This window comes from Ruegeria faecimaris (assembly GCF_900182615.1).
GTDB lineage: Bacteria > Pseudomonadota > Alphaproteobacteria > Rhodobacterales > Rhodobacteraceae > Ruegeria > Ruegeria faecimaris.
In genome coordinates this window covers 154,005-173,383 of record NZ_FXTE01000006.1, presented here as the reverse complement: position 1 = coordinate 173,383, position 19,379 = coordinate 154,005, and the positions used below count along the sequence as shown (strand labels likewise).

At 58.2% G+C, this 19,379-nt stretch carries 15 protein-coding genes and 1 tRNA gene; 8 read left to right on the top strand and 8 right to left on the bottom strand.

The genetic code is table 11. From position 1 onward, the window contains the following. Positions 1 to 358: 358 nt before the first annotated feature. A complete protein-coding gene (katG, locus tag FN806_RS12475) occupies positions 359 to 2,560 on the bottom strand; it encodes a catalase/peroxidase HPI (protein ID WP_142637593.1) in 2,202 nt (733 codons plus the stop codon). A gap of 428 nt (positions 2,561 to 2,988) precedes the next feature. On the opposite strand from katG, the gene FN806_RS12470 reads away from it, so the two are divergent. After that, the gene (locus tag FN806_RS12470; RefSeq protein ID WP_142637591.1) at positions 2,989 to 4,608 is read left to right on the top strand and encodes a GMC family oxidoreductase; all 1,620 of its coding nucleotides are present in this window, start codon (positions 2,989 to 2,991) and stop codon (positions 4,606 to 4,608) included. A 4-nt stretch (positions 4,609 to 4,612) separates the two neighbouring features. Here FN806_RS12470 and FN806_RS12465 read toward each other — a convergent pair whose 3' ends face one another. Continuing rightward, positions 4,613 to 5,458 carry an SDR family oxidoreductase gene (locus FN806_RS12465; RefSeq protein WP_142637589.1) on the bottom strand — a complete coding sequence of 282 codons (846 nt, stop codon included), beginning with the start codon at positions 5,456 to 5,458 and terminating at the stop codon, positions 4,613 to 4,615. 89 nt (positions 5,459 to 5,547) lie between these two features. On the opposite strand from FN806_RS12465, the gene FN806_RS12460 reads away from it, so the two are divergent. Continuing rightward, positions 5,548 to 6,180: a class I SAM-dependent DNA methyltransferase gene (locus FN806_RS12460; protein ID WP_142637587.1), complete on the top strand. Its 633-nt coding sequence runs from the start codon at positions 5,548 to 5,550 to the stop codon at positions 6,178 to 6,180. A gap of 6 nt (positions 6,181 to 6,186) precedes the next feature. Here the strand turns inward: FN806_RS12460 and FN806_RS12455 are convergent, their stop codons facing one another. From FN806_RS12455 to FN806_RS12445, 3 genes are read right to left on the bottom strand one after another with little or no spacing between them, the layout of a single operon-like run. After that, positions 6,187 to 6,966 (bottom strand): carnitinyl-CoA dehydratase, encoded by a 780-nt coding sequence (locus tag FN806_RS12455; RefSeq protein WP_142637585.1) that lies wholly within the window; start codon positions 6,964 to 6,966, stop codon positions 6,187 to 6,189. Continuing rightward, complete coding sequence (locus tag FN806_RS12450; protein WP_142637583.1) at positions 6,963 to 8,981, bottom strand: acetate--CoA ligase family protein; 2,019 nt, start codon at positions 8,979 to 8,981, stop codon at positions 6,963 to 6,965. The genes FN806_RS12455 and FN806_RS12450 overlap by 4 nt, the downstream gene beginning before the upstream one ends. Next, positions 8,978 to 10,138: an acyl-CoA dehydrogenase family protein gene (locus tag FN806_RS12445; protein ID WP_142637581.1), complete on the bottom strand. Its 1,161-nt coding sequence runs from the start codon at positions 10,136 to 10,138 to the stop codon at positions 8,978 to 8,980. The genes FN806_RS12450 and FN806_RS12445 overlap by 4 nt, the downstream gene beginning before the upstream one ends. A 77-nt stretch (positions 10,139 to 10,215) precedes the next feature. Between FN806_RS12445 and FN806_RS12440 the strand changes: the two genes are divergently transcribed. Further along, a complete protein-coding gene (locus tag FN806_RS12440) occupies positions 10,216 to 11,157 on the top strand; it encodes a GlxA family transcriptional regulator (RefSeq protein ID WP_142637579.1) in 942 nt (313 codons plus the stop codon). Here the strand turns inward: FN806_RS12440 and FN806_RS12435 are convergent. Continuing rightward, entirely contained in the window at positions 11,154 to 12,143 is a 990-nt protein-coding gene (locus tag FN806_RS12435; protein WP_142637577.1) for a sterol desaturase family protein, read from the bottom strand. The two genes, FN806_RS12440 and FN806_RS12435, sit on opposite strands and share 4 nt — an antisense overlap. 12 nt (positions 12,144 to 12,155) lie before the next feature. Next, entirely contained in the window at positions 12,156 to 12,911 is a 756-nt protein-coding gene (locus tag FN806_RS12430; protein ID WP_142637575.1) for a class II aldolase and adducin N-terminal domain-containing protein, read from the bottom strand. Between the two features lie 116 nt (positions 12,912 to 13,027). Between FN806_RS12430 and FN806_RS12425 the strand changes: the two genes are divergently transcribed. The 4 genes from FN806_RS12425 to FN806_RS12410 all read left to right on the top strand — a co-directional run bounded on the left by FN806_RS12425 (position 13,028) and on the right by FN806_RS12410 (position 17,727). After that, on the top strand, positions 13,028 to 13,903 hold the full coding sequence (locus FN806_RS12425; protein WP_142637573.1) for a LysR family transcriptional regulator: 876 nt from the start codon (positions 13,028 to 13,030) through the stop codon (positions 13,901 to 13,903). Between the two features lie 143 nt (positions 13,904 to 14,046). After that, positions 14,047 to 15,849: an adenine deaminase gene (gene ade, locus FN806_RS12420; protein ID WP_142637571.1), complete on the top strand. Its 1,803-nt coding sequence runs from the start codon at positions 14,047 to 14,049 to the stop codon at positions 15,847 to 15,849. Next, positions 15,846 to 17,309 carry an AMP nucleosidase gene (locus FN806_RS12415; protein WP_142637569.1) on the top strand — a complete coding sequence of 488 codons (1,464 nt, stop codon included), beginning with the start codon at positions 15,846 to 15,848 and terminating at the stop codon, positions 17,307 to 17,309. The genes ade and FN806_RS12415 overlap by 4 nt, the downstream gene beginning before the upstream one ends. 130 nt (positions 17,310 to 17,439) lie before the next feature. Further along, the gene (locus FN806_RS12410; protein ID WP_142637567.1) at positions 17,440 to 17,727 is read left to right on the top strand and encodes an HU family DNA-binding protein; all 288 of its coding nucleotides are present in this window, start codon (positions 17,440 to 17,442) and stop codon (positions 17,725 to 17,727) included. A 431-nt stretch (positions 17,728 to 18,158) separates the two neighbouring features. On the opposite strand, the gene FN806_RS12405 is transcribed toward FN806_RS12410, so the two are convergent. Next, a tRNA-Arg gene (locus FN806_RS12405) sits at positions 18,159 to 18,235 on the bottom strand. A gap of 115 nt (positions 18,236 to 18,350) precedes the next feature. Between FN806_RS12405 and FN806_RS12400 the strand changes: the two genes are divergently transcribed. After that, positions 18,351 to 19,376 carry a LacI family DNA-binding transcriptional regulator gene (locus tag FN806_RS12400; protein WP_142637565.1) on the top strand — a complete coding sequence of 342 codons (1,026 nt, stop codon included), beginning with the start codon at positions 18,351 to 18,353 and terminating at the stop codon, positions 19,374 to 19,376. Positions 19,377 to 19,379: the final 3 nt, after the last annotated feature.

The window sequence follows — 19,379 nt, the reverse complement described above, 5'->3', positions numbered from 1 at the left end:
GCCCACCGTCTCTCCAGTGTGTCCGGCCGTCTCTCCAACCCGTCCCACCGTCTCTCCAGTGTGTCACAAGCGCCTCAGCAGCGCCGGTGAAGGGGTATTTACGGATTAGGTCTGGGACCTGCAACCCCCAATCTGAAAAAACTTTGCAATTCTTAACAGAAACTTCCATAGGTTAATGAAAACAACAGGTTATCTTAATAATTCTCTCTTCCGAGCCGGTAACGGAACGCACGGAACGGGGGAAAGATCAGCCCCTGGGAGGAATCGTACCCAATGCTGGGTATGCGCCCGGAACCGGGGCAAACAAAACGCCGCCCGAGTCTCCTCGGACGGCGTAAATTCTGCGAAGGTCGCAGGCTTACTTCAGATCGAACCTGTCTGCATTCATGACCTTGTTCCAGGCCGAGACGAAGTCGCAGACAAATTTGCCTTCTGCGCCTGCCTGACCGTAGACCTCGACCAGAGCCCGCAGCTGCGAGTTGGAGCCGAAGACCAGATCGACGCGGGTACCGGTCCACTTGACCTCACCGCTGGCGCGGTCCCGACCTTCATAGACGCCTTTGCCCGCGGGTTTCCATTCGGTGCCCATGTCCAGCAGGTTGGTGAAGAAGTCGGTGCTGAGCGTGCCGACGCGGTCGGTCAACACACCATGCTTGGTGTCACCGAAATTGGCGCCGATCACGCGCAGACCGCCAACCAGCGCGGTCATTTCAGGCGCCGACAGCGTCAGCAGCTGGGCTTTGTCGACCAGAAGCTCTTCGGGTGAAACCGAATAATCCGTCTTCTGATAGTTGCGGAAGCCGTCGGCCTCGGGCTCGAGCACGGCAAAGCTGTCCACATCGGTTTGATCTTGCGTCGCATCGGTGCGGCCCGGGGTGAACGGAACCTCAACCTCCTGACCGCCGGCCTTGGCGGCCTGTTCGACACCCACATTACCGGCCAGAACGATCACATCGGCCAGAGACACTTTCTTGCCCCCGGATTGTGCGCCGTTGAACGCCGCCTGAACGCCCTCAAGCGCGGTCAGCGCCTTGGCCAGCTTCATCGGTTCGTTCGCGTCCCAGTCTTTCTGCGGAGCAAGACGGATACGCGCGCCATTGGCTCCGCCGCGCTTGTCCGAGCCGCGGAAGGTCGAGGCCGAAGCCCATGCGGTCGAAACCAGCTCGGACACCGAGAGGCCAGTGGCCGCGATCTTAGCCTTCAGCTCGGCCACATCCGCGTCACCGATCAGCTCGTGATCCACGGCGGGGACATTGTCTTGCCACAGCAGTTCCTCGGCCGGAGATTCCTCGCCGATGTAATTCGAGCGCGGGCCCATGTCGCGGTGGGTCAGTTTGAACCATGCCCGGGCGAAAGCGTCAGCGAATTCATCCGGGTTCTCGTGAAAACGCTTTGAGATCGGACCATAGATCGGGTCCATGCGCATCGCCATGTCGGCGGTGGTCATCATGGTTTTGACCTTCATCGACGCGTCATGCGCCGCCGGGGCCATGTCTTCTTCTTTGACATTCACCGGTTCCCAGATCCACGCGCCCGAGGGGCTTTTGGTCAGGTTCCAGTCATATCCGAACAGCAGGTCGAAATAGCCGTTATCCCATTGGATCGGATTTGCGGTCCAGGCGCCCTCGACCCCCGATGTCGTGGTATCGTCACCCTTGCCGGACCCAAACTTGTTGATCCAACCAAAGCCCATCTCTTCGATCGGGGCGGCTTCGGGTTCGGGGCCGACCAGATCGGGATCGCCCGCGCCATGCGCCTTGCCGAAAGTGTGACCACCAGCAACCAGAGCAACGGTTTCCTCGTCATTCATTGCCATCCGGCCAAAGGTGTCGCGGATGTCACGACCCGAAGCCAGAACGTTGGGCTCTCCGTCCGGACCTTCAGGGTTTACATAGATCAGGCCCATCTGCACTGCGGCCAGAGGGTTTTCCAGATCGCGCTCACCGGAATACCGGCTCTGCGGATTGTCGGTCGGGGCCAGCCATTCTGTCTCGGTTCCCCAATAGATGTCTTCTTCGGGGGCCCAGATATCGGCACGGCCGCCGGCAAAACCAAAGGTTTTGCCACCCATGGATTCAATGGCGCAGTTACCTGTCAGGATCATCAGGTCAGCCCAGGAAATCTGGTTTCCGTATTTTTGCTTGATCGGCCACAGCAGACGACGCGCCTTGTCGAGGTTACCGTTGTCCGGCCAACTGTTGAGCGGCGCAAAACGCTGGTTCCCGGTCGAGGCCCCGCCACGGCCATCTGCCGTCCGGTAGGTGCCTGCACTATGCCAGGCCATCCGAATGAACAGACCACCATAATGGCCATAATCCGCCGGCCACCACTCCTGTGAATTCGTCATCAGCGCATATAGGTCTTCTTTCAGCGCCTTCATATCCAGCTTTTTGAACTCTTCAGCATAGTCGAAATCCGAACCCAGAGGATTCGAAGCCGCTCCGTGCTGGTGCAGGATCGACAGGTTTAGCTGGTTCGGCCACCAATCCCGGTTGGAACGGGTTCCAGCGCCGTGCATCACAGGGCATCCGCCTGCTTTGGGGTTATCACTTCCGTCCATATCGGTCTCCAATCCTAGCTAATATCCGGCGATCTTGCGCAGTGAAATTCGTGGTAATCAAGAACACAGATTCAAGACACGTCTTCCCCATCCAAATACACTGAGCATCTGGCAAGGGTATCGGTATTCCTGAAGTCCTGACCTAGTCAGAAATAGCAAATTGCATTCATGCATAAAAGTTTTGTTTAATGATGAAAACCATAGGAAATAATTATGAAGAGAACATCCCCGGATCCCGCGCAATCGGAGCAATTTTCAAATCCCTGAATAACCTTGGGTCACATATAGACCACAGCCCTTGTTTTTCATCCGTATGCGACCACTGTCTTTATGAACGACACGAGCGCGGGTTCTTTTGTTCGGATCCGCGCCTAATACAGATTGACCGGCGTATTTGACTGCCGGTTCCGAAAATTTTTGGAGTCTGAATGCAATTTGACTATGTAATTGTCGGCGCAGGATCCGCCGGTTCGGTTCTTGCCGGTCGTCTGAGCGAAGATCCTGGAATACGTGTCTGCCTTCTTGAAGCCGGAAACGGCGGCAACGGCATGCTTACCAGATTGCCCGCGGCAACAGTGGCCTCGCTGCCGGGGCGGCCGAAAATCAACAACTGGGCATTTGAAACCGTGGCCCAACCGGGGCTGAACGGCCGCAAAGGATATCAGCCTCGCGGCAAGACGGTGGGCGGGTCCAGCGCGATTAACGCAATGTTGTACGTCCGGGGTCAGCGTCAGGACTATGATGGCTGGGCTGAACTGGGCTGTGCCGGTTGGGACTGGGACAGCGTCCTTCCCTATTTCAAGATGTCCGAACATAACGAAGATGGCGCCGACGACCATCACGGCGACAGCGGCCCTCTGCACGTGTCAAACCAGAAACAGCCGCGCCCGATCACGCGTGCCTTTATTGAAGCTGCCGAACAGATGCAGCACCGCCGAAGCCGGGACTTCAACCGGGGCGATAACGAGGGCGTTGGTCTGTATCAGGTCACACAGTTTCACGACCCGTCGAAGAATGGCGAGCGATGCTCGGCAGCGGCGGCCTATGTCTTTCCGGTCATGGACCGCCCGAACCTGACGGTCATTACCGACGCCCATGCCAAAGAGCTGACCTTTGAAGGAAAGCGGGCCACCGGTGTGGTGTACAGGAAAAAGGCCAAAGGTGCGGATATCACTGTCTCCGCCAGGCGCGAGGTTCTGGTTTGCGCCGGTGCACTTCAAACTCCGCAGTTGTTGCAGCTATCCGGGATTGGTGCCGCTGATGATCTGGTCAAACATGGGATCGAGGTGCGGCACGACCTGCCGGGCGTTGGCAAGAACCTGCAGGACCATCTGGATTTCACGCTGCTCTATAAAACCCGGGACACCAACACATTCGGCATCGGTGTCGCTGCCGCACTGAATTTCGCAGGACATATTTGGCGCTGGCGTAAGACCGGCAAGTCGATGGCGGCCACACCATTTGCCGAGGGCGCCGCGTTTCTGAAAACCTCCCCGGATTTGGATCGCCCCGACATCCAGCTGCACTTCGTCATTTCCTTGGCCGATGATCATGCAAGGAAGCTGCATTATGGCTATGGGTTCGGCTGCCATGTGTGCAAATTGCGCCCCGAAAGCCGTGGCACGGTCGGGCTGCACAGCGCCGATCCCTTTGCCGCTCCGGCCATTGATCCGGCTTACCTGTCCGATGACCGCGATCTGGACACGCTGATCAAGGGCGCGCGTATGACCAAAGACATTCTGCACGCGCCGGCCTTCAGTAAATTCCGGCACAAAGCGATGTACGGCATGGATGACGCTCAGACCGATGCGGATTGGGAGCACCATATTCGCGCTCGCGCCGATACGATCTATCACCCGGTCGGAACCTGCAAAATGGGTGTGGATGCGATGGCCGTGGTTGACCCCGAACTGCGCGTGCGCGGGATCGAGGGGCTGCGCGTGGTCGATGCATCGGTCATGCCTACTCTGGTTTCGGGAAACACCAACGCCCCAACCATCATGATCGCCGAGAAAGCCGCGGACCTGATCAAAGCCACCGCCCGATAAGGGCTCAGCCGTCCTTCATCAGGGCCTGCAGTCCAGCGCGGTAATCCGGATACAAAAGCCGGATACCCAGTTCATCCTTGATCCGGTCATTCCTGACCCGCTTGTTTTCATTATAGAAACTTCGGGCCATCGGGGACATATCGGCCTGGTCGAACGGAACCGCAGCGGGCAGAGGCAGGCCTTGCAGCTCAGCCGCATAGGCGATGACATCCTGTGGCGGCACCGGCTCATCGTCACAGACATTGTAAATCGCACCTGGGTTTGGCGATGCCATCGACGCCGCAAGCACCTGCGCGATGTCCGCCACATGGATGCGCGAGAACACCTGCCCCGGTTTGATTATGCGGCGCATTCCCACCCGTTTAAGTTTGGAAAATGGGCCGCGCCCGGGGCCATATATCCCGGCAAGGCGAAAGATGTGGACGGGCAGGCCCGGAATGTCTTGCCATTGTGTCTCGGCCCGGACGCGCCACCTGCCGCGCTCGGCCATTGGTGAAGGAAGGGTCGCCTCGTCCACCCAACCGCCTTTGTGGTCCCCATAGACTGCGGTTGTGGAAAGGTATCCGACCCAATCGAACTGACCTGCGCGGTCAGCGATTTTGTCGCCAAGCGCCGCCAGCACTGGATCTCCGCCCGCATTCGGCGCGGTCGAAATCAACAGATGTGTTACCCCGTCCAAATCAACCGTCTGACCGGGCCAGATCACCGGTTCGGCACCGGATGCGCGGACCGCACCCGATTGCGCCGGATCGCGCGTAGTTCCGAATACGCGCCAACCCGCCGGTTCAAGATGCCGCGACAGGGCCTGCGCCGAATATCCGTGACCGAATGAAAAGAGTGTCTTAACCATATCCTTCTTGATGATCGCCAATGGTCCAAGATGCAAGCACCCGCCACTGGATACTTGATTCGAATCCCCACATACGCCTTTCATGAGTCATGAGTACAAAATCGCCCGACCTGCATGCAGCTTATGCGCTAGACAGCCCCGAGGACCACAAACGGCTTTATGCCGAATGGGCCGGCGACTATGATGACGGTTTTGCGGCGCGCGAGGACTATCAGTTGCATATCCACACCGCCCGCGCCTTTGTCAGCGCCGGGGGACAGGGTCCGGTTTTGGATGTCGGTGCAGGCACCGGGCTTTGCGGTGCGGTACTGGCCGGGTTGGGCGTTGGTCCGATCGACGCCACCGATATCAGCGCCGAGATGCTGGATCAGGCCCTGCGCAAAGACATCTACCGCGACGCGATTGAGGCTGACCTGAACCAGGGCATCCCGGTGCCGCGCGACAGCTATTCGGGCATTGTGTCCTCGGGCACATTTACCCATGGCCATCTCGGCCCCGAGGCCCTGCCCGCGCTGTTGAACGTGGCCCGGACAGGCGCGCAATTCGCTCTGTCGATTAACGCGAAACACTACGAATCTCTGGGATTTGCTGACGCACTGCACCAGCTTGCCCATGGGCAGATACAAAACCTGTCCCTGCCCGAAGTTCGAATCTACGGCGACCTGGCTGCCGGGCCCAACCGGGACGATACCGCCCTTATCGCAATGTTCGAGAAGATCTGAACCCGCTCAGCGCCCTTTCCAGACCGGGTCGCGTTTCTCGGCAAAGGCGCGCGCGCCTTCGAGGTTGTCTTCAGAACCATATAGAATGTCCACCGTCGGCAACTGCCGCCCGGTGATCCGGTTCATGGCATCCTGAAACTTGGAATCTTCGGCGTCGCGCACGATCTCTTTGATCGCCGCGTAAACCAGCGGGGGGCCGCTGGCCAATAAACGGGCCAGTTCCCATGCCCGGTCTAAAAGCTGATCACCTGGGACGATCTCGTTGATCAGGCCCCACCCTTTTGCCTCAACCGGATCGAACCAGCGGCCAGTCAGCAGCAGTTCCATCGCGATATGGTAGGGGATGCGTTTTGGCAGCTTTACACTGGCCGCATCGGCCACGGTGCCCGACCGGATTTCGGGCAGGGCAAAGCTGGCATGCTCTGCAGCGATGATCATATCCGCACTCAGCGCCAGTTCCAGCCCTCCACCACAGGCAATCCCGTTCACCGCGGCGATGACAGGCTTGTTCATATCCCGCAATTCCTGCAGCCCGCCAAAACCGCCGACTCCATAATCTCCGTCCACGGCGTCTCCGTCCGCGGCGGCCTTCAGGTCCCACCCCGGGCAAAAGAACTTTTCGCCACCACCGGTCAGGATGGCCACGCGCAACTCAGGATCATCGCGGAATTCGCGGAACACTTCACCCATGACCCGGCTGGTGGCCAGATCAATGGCATTTGCCTTGGGTCGGTCCAGAGTGACCTGCAGAATCGCGCCATCGCGCTTGGTTTTAACCGGGTTCATATACGTGCCTTTCGGATCAGAGCATCCACGGCCACAGCGCCATCGGGATTGCAGATGAGTGGATTGATTTCAACTTCGCTGACATGGGCTGCATTGGCAATAACATAGGCTTGCACAGCCTCGGCTGCATTCAGGATCGCCTCGGTATCCGCCGCCGGTTTACCGCGATACCCCGCAAGCAACGGCGCACAGTTCAGCTTGCCCAGCGCCTGACGGACCACGTCCCGGGATGACGGGATCAGCACTGAAACACTGTCGCGCAGAATTTCGGTCAGCACGCCTCCAGCCCCTAGCGTCAGAACATAGCCATGGGCCGGATCACGGGTGACGCCGATCAATAACTCGGCAACACCGCCTTGGGCCATCTCTTCGATCAGAACTTCGTCGGTTCCAAGCTCGGTCGCAACCGCGCTCAGATCGTCCAAGCCGACGCCAAGGCGCACCGCACCGTGTTCGGATTTATGCGCAAGCCCGACGCCCTTGACCGCGAATGGAGCCGTCAGATTCGATGCAGCATGCGCAGCCTTGTCCTGACGCGTCACTACGGATTGAGGAATCCGCAGACCATGATCTGCCAGCGCCCGTTTGGCCTCTGCTTCGGTCAAGACATGGTTTGCCTCAGCCTGCGAGGGCAACAGTACCGGATCAGCCGGTGCCGCAACCGGCCGCGCGGCGGCCTCAACCGCAGCCAAGGCTTCATGCAGACCGGCAAATGGCACCACACCGCCGACCAGCAGGCGCTGCGCCACTTCCTCTGGCAAAAGTTCTGGTAGGGTCGCGGCAACGGCAAAAGGTCGCCCGGTTTGGGCGGCGCAGTTCAACGCCGCTTGGGTGGCACATTCCCAATCCGATGCGTCGGTATGAGGATAGTCGACAATCGCAATGGTAATGGCTTGTTCCGGCCCGGTCATCGCCGACCACGCGCGGGTCATCGCTTTGGTATCGCGCCATATATAGGTGTGGTAGTCCAGCGGGTTCGCCAACGCCACCATGGGCCCCAAAGCTGCGCGCAGGTCAGCTTGCTGCACCTTGGTCAATGGCGGGAAATGCAGATCGCGCCCCTCGGACATATCTGCGGCTAGGCTGGCCTCACCGCCCGAGCAGCTGATGGTACCCAACCCGCTGCCGCGCAATCGCCCCGTAACATGCAACAGCTTGAGACATTCCAAAAAGCTGGGAATGTCGTCCAACCGTGCGATTCCCAACCGGTCCAGAAACGCCTGCGCGCCCGCATCACCACCTGCCAAAGACGCGGTATGCGAAATCGTCGCCGCCTGCGCATGGGACGAGCGGCCCATTTTCAAAGCAACGACCGATACGCCCCGTCTGCGTGCCTTGTCGGCCAAAGCCTCCCATTTTCGCAGATCGCCAAACCCCTCGATATGAACACCGATAGCGGTGATCCGGTCGTCGTCCAGAAGTGTTGAGGCAACGTCAGCCTGATGTGTCTGCGCCTGATTCCCGCAGGTCAGCATGAACGCCAGCGGCAGGGCCCGGCGTTGCATGGTCATGTTGATTGCAATATTCGAACTTTGCGTCAGGATCGCTACGCCTCGTTCCACCGGTTGCATCCCATGCTGATCCGGCCAGACTGCGACTTGATCCAGCCCGTTGACGAAACCATAGCAATTGGGACCCAGAACAGGCATTTCCCCGGCGGCTGCAATCAACTGGTCCTGCAGATCGGCGCCCAGATCATCCTCGGCTCGCGCCTCGGTGAACCCCGACGCGAAACAAACCGCACCCCCTGCCCCGATCGCTGCCAGCGCCTGAACCGCCTCGATTGTTGCATGACGATTGATGCCCACAAAGGCCACATCCGGGGCCGTGGGCAAATCCTCGAGCCGCGCAAAAACGCGCTCTCCGGCGACCTCGGCGGCTTTGGGGTGGACCGGCCAGATATCGCCTTGAAACCCGAACTTGCGCGCCTGTTGAATGACTGACGTGCACCAAGCCCCACCACCGATCACAGCAATGGAGCTGGGGTTCAACGCCCGTGCCAGCGCCGTTGTCATGCGCCAAGTGCCCGCAACAGCTCACGACTGATGATGTGACGCTGAATCTCGCTGGTACCGTCCCAGATGCGTTCGACACGCGCATCGCGCCAGAACCGTTCCAGCGGGTAATCGTCCATCAGCCCCATGCCGCCATGTACCTGAATCGCGGCGTCAGTCACCCGTGCCAGCATTTCGGACGCATAGAGCTTGGCCGAGGCAATCTCGCGGTTTGCAGGCAGCCCTTTGTCCAGCCGGTCGGCCGCTGCCAGCGTCAACAGGTCAGCGGCATCGATTTCGGTGATCATGTCAGCGATCTGGAATGACACGCCCTGGAACTTGCCGATTTTCTGACCGAATTGTTCACGCGTGGCTGCATAGTCCAGCGCATAGTCAAAGGCGCGACGTGCGCGTCCGACCGACATGGTCGCCACGGTGATGCGGGTGGCATAAAGCCAAGTATTCATCACCTCGAACCCGCCATCGACCTCACCCAACACCTGACTGTCGGGCAGGCGACAATCGTCAAAATCCAGGACCATGTTCTTATAGCCCCGGTGGCTGACCGATTTATACCCGTCCCGGATGGTGAATCCCGGCGTGCCGCGATCCACAAGAAAGGCTGTGATCCGTTTCTTTGGACCTTTTGGCGTCTGATCTTCACCCGTCGCGATGAAAACGATGATGAAATCGGCATGCTCCGCGCCCGAGATGAAATGTTTGGTCCCGTTGACGACCCAATCTCCGCCGTCTCGGATTGCGGCACATTTCATACCACGCACATCCGAACCTGCACCTGGTTCGGTCATCGCCAGTGCATCCATCCTTTCGCCCCGAACTGCGGGCATCAGATAGCGTTCGACTTGCTCGCCCTCGCAGGCCATCAGGATGTTTTGCGGACGGCCAAAGAAGTGGTTCAAGGCCATCGAACCCCGGCCCAGTTCGCGCTCGACCAGTGCAAATTCCCGATGGTTCAGCCCGGCACATCCGACGCTTTCTGGAAAATTGCAGGCATAGAAACCCAATTCGGTTGTCTTGCGCTTGATCTCATCTGCTATTTCCTGGGGAACCTCGCCGGTACGTTCAACCAGCTCTTCATGTGGATAGATCTCTTTCTCGACGAAACTGCGAACAGTCGCGGCGATCATCTCTTGCTCGTCGGTCAGGCCATATTGCATCTGCGGTCTCCACATCTGGGGCTTGCGATATCGTGGCCCGGGTTGCAAAGTTCATCGTGCAGAAATAGACGTTAACCATGCGAAGATGGACAAAATCGCCTGCCGCGATGCAGCAATTCGGGGTTCTGCTTTTTGATGGGTTTTCAAACCATTGCCTTGCCAACACCGTCGAACCCCTGCGTGCGGCCAATTCGCTGGCTGGACGAAAACTGTATGACTGGGAATTCCTGTCGCTGACAGAAGGGCCGGTCACATCATCCTCGGGGTTGCAGGTTACGCCGCACGCAAGACTGCAATCTGCCCGCGGCGGTACATTGATGGTGATGCCATCCTATGGGTTTCGCGCGCATGGCGGCTGGCCGACGCTGACCGGATTGCGATCCGCCGCAAATCGCTATGACGTTCTGGCTGGGCTGGACACAGGAAGCTGGCTGCTGGCGCTGGCCGGACTGCTGGACGGGTATCGCGCCACCATCCATTGGGAAGAGCTAACCAGCTTTACCGAGCGATTCCCCGAGGTCGACGCCCAGCGCGAGCGCTATGTCATCGACCGGAACCGCATCACCTGTTCCGGCGCCATGGCCGCGTTTGACCTTGTGCTGCATCTGATCGGTCAGGACCACGGGCAGGCACTGGCCCTGGAAGTCGCGCAGTTGTTCATGACCCGCGATTCCGCTCGGTCGCATTCTGGAGGGGTCGGGGCAACCAGTGGGTATGTGAACAAGGCCTTGGCATTGATGCAGGAAAATCTTGAAACCCCGCTGCCCATTACGGATATCGCCCGACAGGTCGGGCGCTCACACAAGGCATTGTCCACAAGGATGCAATCCGAACTGGGGGCGGGTCCGGCCCAGGTCTATCGCCGCTTGCGCCTGAATCTGGCGCGGAAGCTGGTGGCAGAAACCGACCTGACTGTCAGCGAGATCGCCCTGCGGGCCGGATACGATGATCCCAGCGCCCTGACCCGCGCCTTCCGAGCCGAATTCGGGATCACCCCCCGTGCCCTACGGGTCGGCTAGGTATACATCTGCTTTTTATAAGCCCGCGTGCGCGTCGTCGCCTCGGCTGAGCCGTCATGATAGGTGCCAAACCACTTGTCGAACGGGATCTCTGAGGTGCCATAGTTGCACTCGAAATACCGGTGATGCAGCTGGTGGAAAAAATCGCCTGCGCGGGCGGCCTCGGTCTCCCCGGCTTTCAGCTTTTCGAACCCGGAATGGGACAGAACCGGGCTGACCTGCTGGAAATAGGCGTGGAATAACAAATGTATCGGGTGCGACGGCACGATCAGGTGGATGAAATAGGTGGTGAAGTACAACAGGTTCTCAAACCAGTGATTTGATATCCCCGACCACGGCCCGATATTGACGTTGCGGTGATGCACGGCGTGGACATGTTTATAGAGCTTGGGGTGATGTTCCAGCCGATGCACCCAATAGAAATGCAGCCCCGACCACATGGGGATTAGCGACATCCAGATCACAAACCAGACCGGTGCGGCGGACCATGTGACCGTGGGGACATAGCCATTTGCCATTGCCCAGTAGATACCCCATTGGTAGATCGTGGCGACGGTCATGGCGCTGCCCAAGGTCCACCAGATATTGTCCCAGACCTGATTGCGAAAAGTGAAGGTCCCGTTATCCCGGGTCAGGTTCCGGCGGTCGAATTTCTTGTACATGCCCTGCCCCTTGCGCATGTACAGCCACCAGTGCAGCCCGCCCGCGACCAGAATTTGTGGCATCATGTTCAGCAACCAGATACGGAACATCCAGCCGGGTTGGAAGGTCTTCATCGTCTCTAACCCCGGGAAAAACAGCACATAGACCGTTGCAGCAAGCCCCATGCACAGCGTCAGAGAAGTAATTTGCAGCCACGCGCCACCATACCACCTCAACACCGCTGATGGGCGGGGTGGCCAGTTGAACAACGGGTTCAAAGCCACCGGCCCCTGAGGGTGATAGTGCCAGCGGGCTGCTTCGGGATTTTGATCAGAATCCGTCATCCGGGTCTCTCGTCAGCTTGCGTAATCCGAGCCTTCAGCATCCAACAGCGCCTTGATCTCACGCAGATGTGCCTCGGCCTGATCCGGATAATCTTCCAACTCTTGCGCGGTCTTTTCCGCAATCTCGTCTGACAAAACGCGCAGGGGTTGGCCCGTCTGTAAGGCACGGATATACGTTTCGGCAGCGCGCTCGAAATAATAGAGTCTATTAAAGGCATCTGCCGGGTTACTGCCCAAAATCAAAACCCCATGGTTACCCATGATCATGACTTTCTTTTTTGGGTCTGCCAGCATGGTTGCGCAACGTTCCCCCTCGCTTTCGAAAGCAAGTCCACCAAATTCGTGATCGACTACATAACGGTTGTAAAACGTAGTGGTGTTCTGATCGATCGGCGGCAATGTGCTGTCGGCCAACGAGGCCAGAACCGTGGCAAAGATGGAATGCACATGCATTACACAGCGGGCATGAGGACAGTGCCGGTGAATCGAACCATGCAGGCCCCATGCAGTTGGGTCCGGTGCGCCGGGTTGGGTCATGACATCAGCGTCTTTGGCATCCAGAAAAAGCAGGTTCGATGCTTTTACTCGTGCAAAATGCATCTGATTGGCGTTCATCAAGAATTGTGTGCCGTCCTGATTCACCGCCAAGCTAAAATGGTTTGCGACCCCTTCGTGCATATTCAGACGTTCAGCCCATCGAAATGTAGCCGCCAGATCCACACGTTCAGGCCAATGGTCAATATTGGGGCGCAAGCTGGCAACGCTCATTTCCGTCTCCTGTCAGCGGATTGCTTGATTGGAAAATCGTGCCCGCAGTAGAAAAAATTGACCAACGAAAAAATCGCGCCTATTTCATAAGCTGAACTAATGGCCAGGTTATGCCCATGCAAAAACAGCTGCCCCCGTTGGGTTGGCTTCGGACTTTCGAGGCCGCGGCCCGCCACTTGTCCTTTACCGCGGCAGCGCGCGACCTGAACATGACACAAAGTGCAGTCAGCCAGCAAATCAAGTCGCTTGAGGCCTATCTTGGCCAACCGCTTTTCCTGCGCCGTCCCCGCGCACTTGAACTGACCGGGGCCGGGATCAGCTATCTCCCTGTCGTGCGTGAGGCATTTCGCACATTACTGCGCGGAACGCGGGCCGTGACCGGGGCCCAGCAGAACGCGGTGCAGGTACAATGCAACATCACTTTTGCGGTCAACTGGCTGGCCCCCCGCCTTCCAATGTTTCAGGCCGAACACCCGTCTGTACAGCTGAACATATTCACCGAGTTGTGGGAGCCCCGGGAAATGGCGGAGGGGGCTGCGGTAGAAATTCGATTTTCGCTCAGACCTTCGGACACGGTGCGAACCGAACTGCTGCGATCCGATCATTATTATCCGGTTTGCGCGCCGGGCTATGAGGTGTCGCTGGATACACTACAGCGAACCCCTTTGTATGACTGCTCAAACCTGCTGTCGAATTGGCAGAATTGGATCGAAGATCAGGGTCTAATTTGGGAAAAACCTCCAATCACATATTCCACCACCTATCTGGTCAGCCTGTCGGTTGCGATGGCCGGGGGTGGCTTGTGCCTGACACATGACACAATCGCGCGCGACTTGATTGATGAAGGTCGATTGGTTGCACCATTCGAATATCGCGCAGTTGTACCAGAGGCCTATTACCTGTTGCTGTCGCCTCAGGCAGAAGAGTCACCTGGAGCGATTGCCTTTGCCGAATGGGTCCGGCGCGAGATTGCGAAAACGTTCTCTGGCTAGGCTGTGGCTCTCCTGCCTAACATAGCGGCTCTTACGGGACCTTCACGGGGCTAGGCACAACAGCGCTGACGCGCTGCATGACGGAATCATGATAACTGCCGAGCAGGGGTTGCACCTTTCCGTGCGTTCGGGAAAGTTGGGCCATGGAATTCACACCTTTCCCAAGCTGGCCCGATACCGCCCCCCGTTTGATCGCTGTCGCCGCAGGGCGTCAAGCCGCTGACCTTGTTGTCCGCAGCGGGATCTGGGTTAACGTGCACAGCCGCGAAGCCCTGCCCGATCATGACATCGCGATTGTCGAAGGACGTATCGCCTATGTTGGCCCCGATGCTTCGCACTGCGTCGGCCCGAACACCCGGATCATCGAGGCAGCGGGGCGGTATATGCTGCCCGGCCTGTGCGACGCGCATATGCATATCGAATCAGGGATGCTGACCCCGGCCGAATTTGCGGGGGCCGTTATCCCTCATGGCACGACAAGCATGTTCACTGACCCGCACGAAATAGCCAACGTGCTGGGCCTGGACGGCGTTCGTATGATGCATGACGAGGCGCTGATGCAGCCCGTTAACATTTTCACCCAAATGCCTTCTTGCGCGCCATCGGCGCCAGGGCTTGAGACCACCGGTTATGAGATCACCCCCGAAGACGTGGCCGAGGCGATGAACTGGCCGGGCATCATCGGACTGGGCGAGATGATGAATTTCCCAGGCGTCATTCATGGCGATCCCAAGATGCTGGCCGAGATTGCCGCGACCCAACGGGCAGGGAAAACCGTTGGCGGGCACTATGCTTCGCCTGATTTAGGGCCTGACTTTGCTGCCTATGTGGCAGGCGGCCCGGCGGATGACCACGAAGGCACCTGCGAAGCCGACTCCATCGCGCGGGTGCGTCAGGGGATGCGATCGATGATGCGGTTGGGATCGGCCTGGTATGACGTCGAAAGTCAGATTACCGCCATCACCGAGAAAGGGCTGGATCCGCGCAACTTCATCCTGTGCACGGATGATTGCCACTCCGGCACACTGGTCAATGAAGGGCATATGAACCGCGTGGTGCGCCATGCGATTGCCTGCGGCTGTGATCCGTTGATCGCGTTGCAGATGGCGACCATCAACACAGCCACGCATTTCGGGTTGGAACGCGATATCGGCTCGATCACGCCCGGGCGCAGGGCGGATATCATCCTCAGCTCGGACCTGAAGGACCTGCCCATCGAGCTTGTCATAGCGCGCGGCCAAATCGTGGCAGAGGACGGCAAGATCACTGTGGACTGCCCGCATCTGAATTGGCCTGCAGCCGCTCGAAACACCGTGCATCTGGGCCATGCCCTGACCAGCGCGGATTTTCAGATCGAGGCCCCCAAAGGGGCGAACCGCGTTCAGGCCAATGTGATTGGTGTGGTCGAAAACCAGGCCCCGACCAAAGCGCTAAAGGCCGAACTGCCCATCATTGGCGGCCTGGTTGAAGCCGAGGGGGAGGTCTGCCAGATTGCGCTTGTCGAACGCCACCGCGCAACGGGCGGGGTCACAAACGCCTTTGTCTCGGGGTTTGGATATCAGGGGCGCATGGCAATGGCTTCGACCGTTGCCCATGACAGTCACCATATGATTGTTGTTGGGACCGACCGCGAACAGATGGCCCTTGCCGCAAATCGGCTGGCCGAGATCGGCGGTGGCATCACCATTTTCCGAGACGGTGAGGAACTGGCGCTGGTGGAACTGCCCATCGCTGGACTGATGTCTGATAGCCCGGCAGTCGAAGTGGCCGCCAAGGCCGAACAAATGGTTCGGGCCATGCAGGCCTGTGGCTGTAAACTGAACAACGCCTATATGCAGCACTCATTGCTGGCCCTGGTGGTGATCCCAGAATTGCGGATCTCGGATGTCGGGCTGGTGGATGTGCGCAAATTTGAAAAGATCGATCTTTTGGAACCCCTTGCATGACAATAATACGAGCACCTAAGGCCCCCGCGCCCGAGAACTTCACCGATCCCGCAGCCGCGGTCGCAAGGTTGGAAGAACTGTACGAGCAAGCCACCAGCTTCCTGTGCGAGAACTTTGCCAATGTGATCGAGAACGGAGCACCAACTGAACGCTTCAGAGCCTATTACCCGGAAATTCGCATCAAAACCTCCTCCTATGCGCGGGTCGACAGCCGGCTAAGTTTTGGTCACGTCTCGGAACCGGGCATCCACTCGACCACTGTAACGCGGCCAGATCTGTTCCGGTCCTATTTGACCCAACAGATTGCCCTGTTGATCAGAAACCATGACCAGCCGGTCACGATCGGGGCCTCGGACACACCCATTCCGGTTCATTTCGCCGTGGCCAACAATCCCGATCTGATCGTTCCGCATCAGGGCGCCGCGGGATTTACCCTGCGCGATGTATTCGACGTACCGGACCTGACAACCACCCATGACGACATCGTCAATGGCGTCCATAACCACGAGGAAGAAGACGGCCCGCTGTCTTTGTTTACTGCGCAAAGGGTCGACTATTCACTGGCCCGGCTGGCGCATTACACTGCGACTGATCCCAGTCATTTCCAGAACCATGTGCTGTTCACCAACTATCAATTCTACGTCTCGGAATTCGAAAACTATGCCCGCGCGCAGCTGGCCGATCCAGATAGCGGCTACACCAGCTTTGTCTCGACCGGAAATGTCGAGATTACCACCGAAGGCGGAGTGCTGGAACAACCCCTGAAGCTGCCGCAGATGCCGACCTATCACCTAAAGCGGGCGGATGGATCGGGTATCACGCTGGTCAATATCGGCGTCGGTCCGTCGAACGCCAAAACCGCGACCGATCATATCGCCGTGCTACGCCCGCATGCCTGGCTGATGGTTGGCCACTGTGCCGGGCTGCGCAACACACAGGCATTGGGCGATTTTGTTCTGGCCCATGCCTATCTGCGCGAAGACAAGGTTCTGGATGATGACCTGCCAGTCTGGGTGCCGATTCCGCCTTTGGCCGAGGTTCAGGTTGCGCTGGAACAGGCTGTAGCCGAGGTCACCGAGCTGGAAGGTTATGAGCTGAAACGGGTCATGCGCACAGGCACCGTTGCTTCGGTCGATAACCGCAACTGGGAACTGCGCGACCAGTCCGGCCCGGTACAGCGGCTCAGCCAATCACGGGCAATCGCGCTGGATATGGAAAGCGCGACCATTGCCGCCAACGGCTATCGGTTCCGTGTTCCCTATGGCACGTTGCTCTGTGTTTCAGACAAGCCGCTGCACGGCGAATTAAAGCTTCCTGGCATGGCCTCTGCCTTCTATACCACGCAGGTCAGCCGCCATCTCGCGATCGGAATTCGTGCGATGGAGCACCTGAGGGGCATGCCGCTGGAGCGCCTGCACAGCCGGAAATTGCGTTCCTTTGATGAAACGGCCTTTCTCTGAAGCAAAAAAGCAACGAATTCCCCCTATTTTTAGGGTTTTCGACGCTACTATTCGTTGTGTTCACCTACAATATCCCGTTACAGTTACGCGGTGAGGCCCTATTTATCGGGCACGTTAAGGAGACCAAGAAATGGCAAAGCCTATGACAAAGACTCAGCTGGTTGCTGCTCTCGCTGAGGAAATGGGAACCGACAAGAAAGCTGCGAACACTGCGCTGGAGGCCATGACCGGCCTGATCACCCGCGAAGTGTCGGCGGGCGGCGCGGTGACCCTGCCTGGTGTCGGCAAAATCTACTGTCGCGAGCGCCCCGAGCGCATGGTGCGTAACCCTGCCACCGGCGAGCAGTTCAAGAAAGAAGCCGACAAAGTGGTCAAAATGACCATTGCGAAGGCGCTGAAGGACAGCGTGAACGGCTGATCCCAGCTTTCACTGCAAAACGATCAAGGGCCGCCGCTTGGGGGCCCTTTTTCTTTTACCCCCCTATTGAAGCCAGTTTTTTGTAAGGCTTTGGAAGGCCGGCCGTGGTCAGCCTGGTGTTATGCAATCTGAGATCAGCGAAGAATAAACGTAGCGCCGCGCTCATTAACTGGGTGCGCAACAGGACCGGTGGCCTTAGCTGGCGAATGCCACAAATTCGCGAGGCTGGCCCCGTCACAGAGCAAGAATGGACAATATCCGGTCGACTTTCGGACCAGTAATTTGTTTTGCCGCACTCGCCCCAAAAGAAATTCATTCTCGGCGATGGATATTTTGATTGGCTCATCCGAACCATTTTTTAGTCATGTGTCATCTTTCGAAGCGAATGAATTGTCTAAAATTTGGAAAATAAGTGATTTCATTAGATAACTTGGCGACCCCGGCAGGATTCGAACCTGCAACCTGCCCCTTAGGAGGGGGCTGCTCTATCCAGTTGAGCCACGGGGCCGCGCAAAACTCTCTGTAGCGTGGTTTTTTCAGGTTGTCATCGGCTTTGAAGGGCAGTTGTAAAATGCGTCCTGTTCACGCTACCATCGGACAAAACAACAACGCAGGTGCACCCCGTGACAACAGAAAACAAACGCCCACTCACCCTTCGTGATGTTTCTGAAGCGTCCGGAGTGTCTGAGATGACGGTCAGCCGGGTTCTGCGCAATCGGGGTGACGTGTCGGATGCGACCCGCACACGCGTTCTGGCCGCAGCAAAAGAGCTGGGATACGTGCCGAACAAAATCGCTGGTGCGCTTGCCTCAAGCCGGGTGAACCTTGTGGCAGTGATCATCCCGTCACTGTCGAACATGGTGTTCCCCGAGGTGCTGACCGGCATCAATCAGATTCTTGAGGATACCGAGCTGCAGCCGGTGGTCGGCGTCACCGATTATTTGCCCGAAAAAGAGGAAAAAGTCCTGTACGAGATGCTCTCGTGGCGGCCCTCGGGCGTGATCATCGCCGGATTGGAACATACCGATGCCGCACGCGCCATGCTGGATTCGGCGGGGATTCCGGTGGTCGAGATCATGGACACCGATGGTAAGCCGGTGGACGCGATGGTCGGGATTTCCCATCGCCGCGCTGGACGTGAGATGGCACAGGCGATCCTGAAAGCGGGCTATGAACATATCGGCTTTATGGGCACCAAAATGCCCCTGGATCACCGCGCTCGGAAACGGTTCGAAGGCTTTACCGAAGTGCTGGGCAAGCATGGGATCGAGATCGAAGACCGCGAGTTTTATTCCGGGGGCTCGGCCTTGGCCAAAGGCCGCGAGATGACTCAAGCCATGTTGGAACGCTCACCGGATCTGGATTTCCTGTATTATTCCAACGACATGATTGGTGCTGGCGGGTTGCTGTATCTGTTGGACCAGGGGATAGACATTCCAGGCCAGATCGGTTTGGCAGGGTTCAACAATGTCGAATTGTTACAGGGTCTGCCGCGCAAGCTGGCCACAATGGATGCATGTCGACACGAGATTGGGCGCAAGGCAGCCGAGATAATCGCCGTTCAGCTTTCCGATCCCACTTCCGAGGTCGAAAACCGCATAACTCTGACCCCCAAGATCAGTTATGGCGATACGCTGAAACGCCGCTGACCC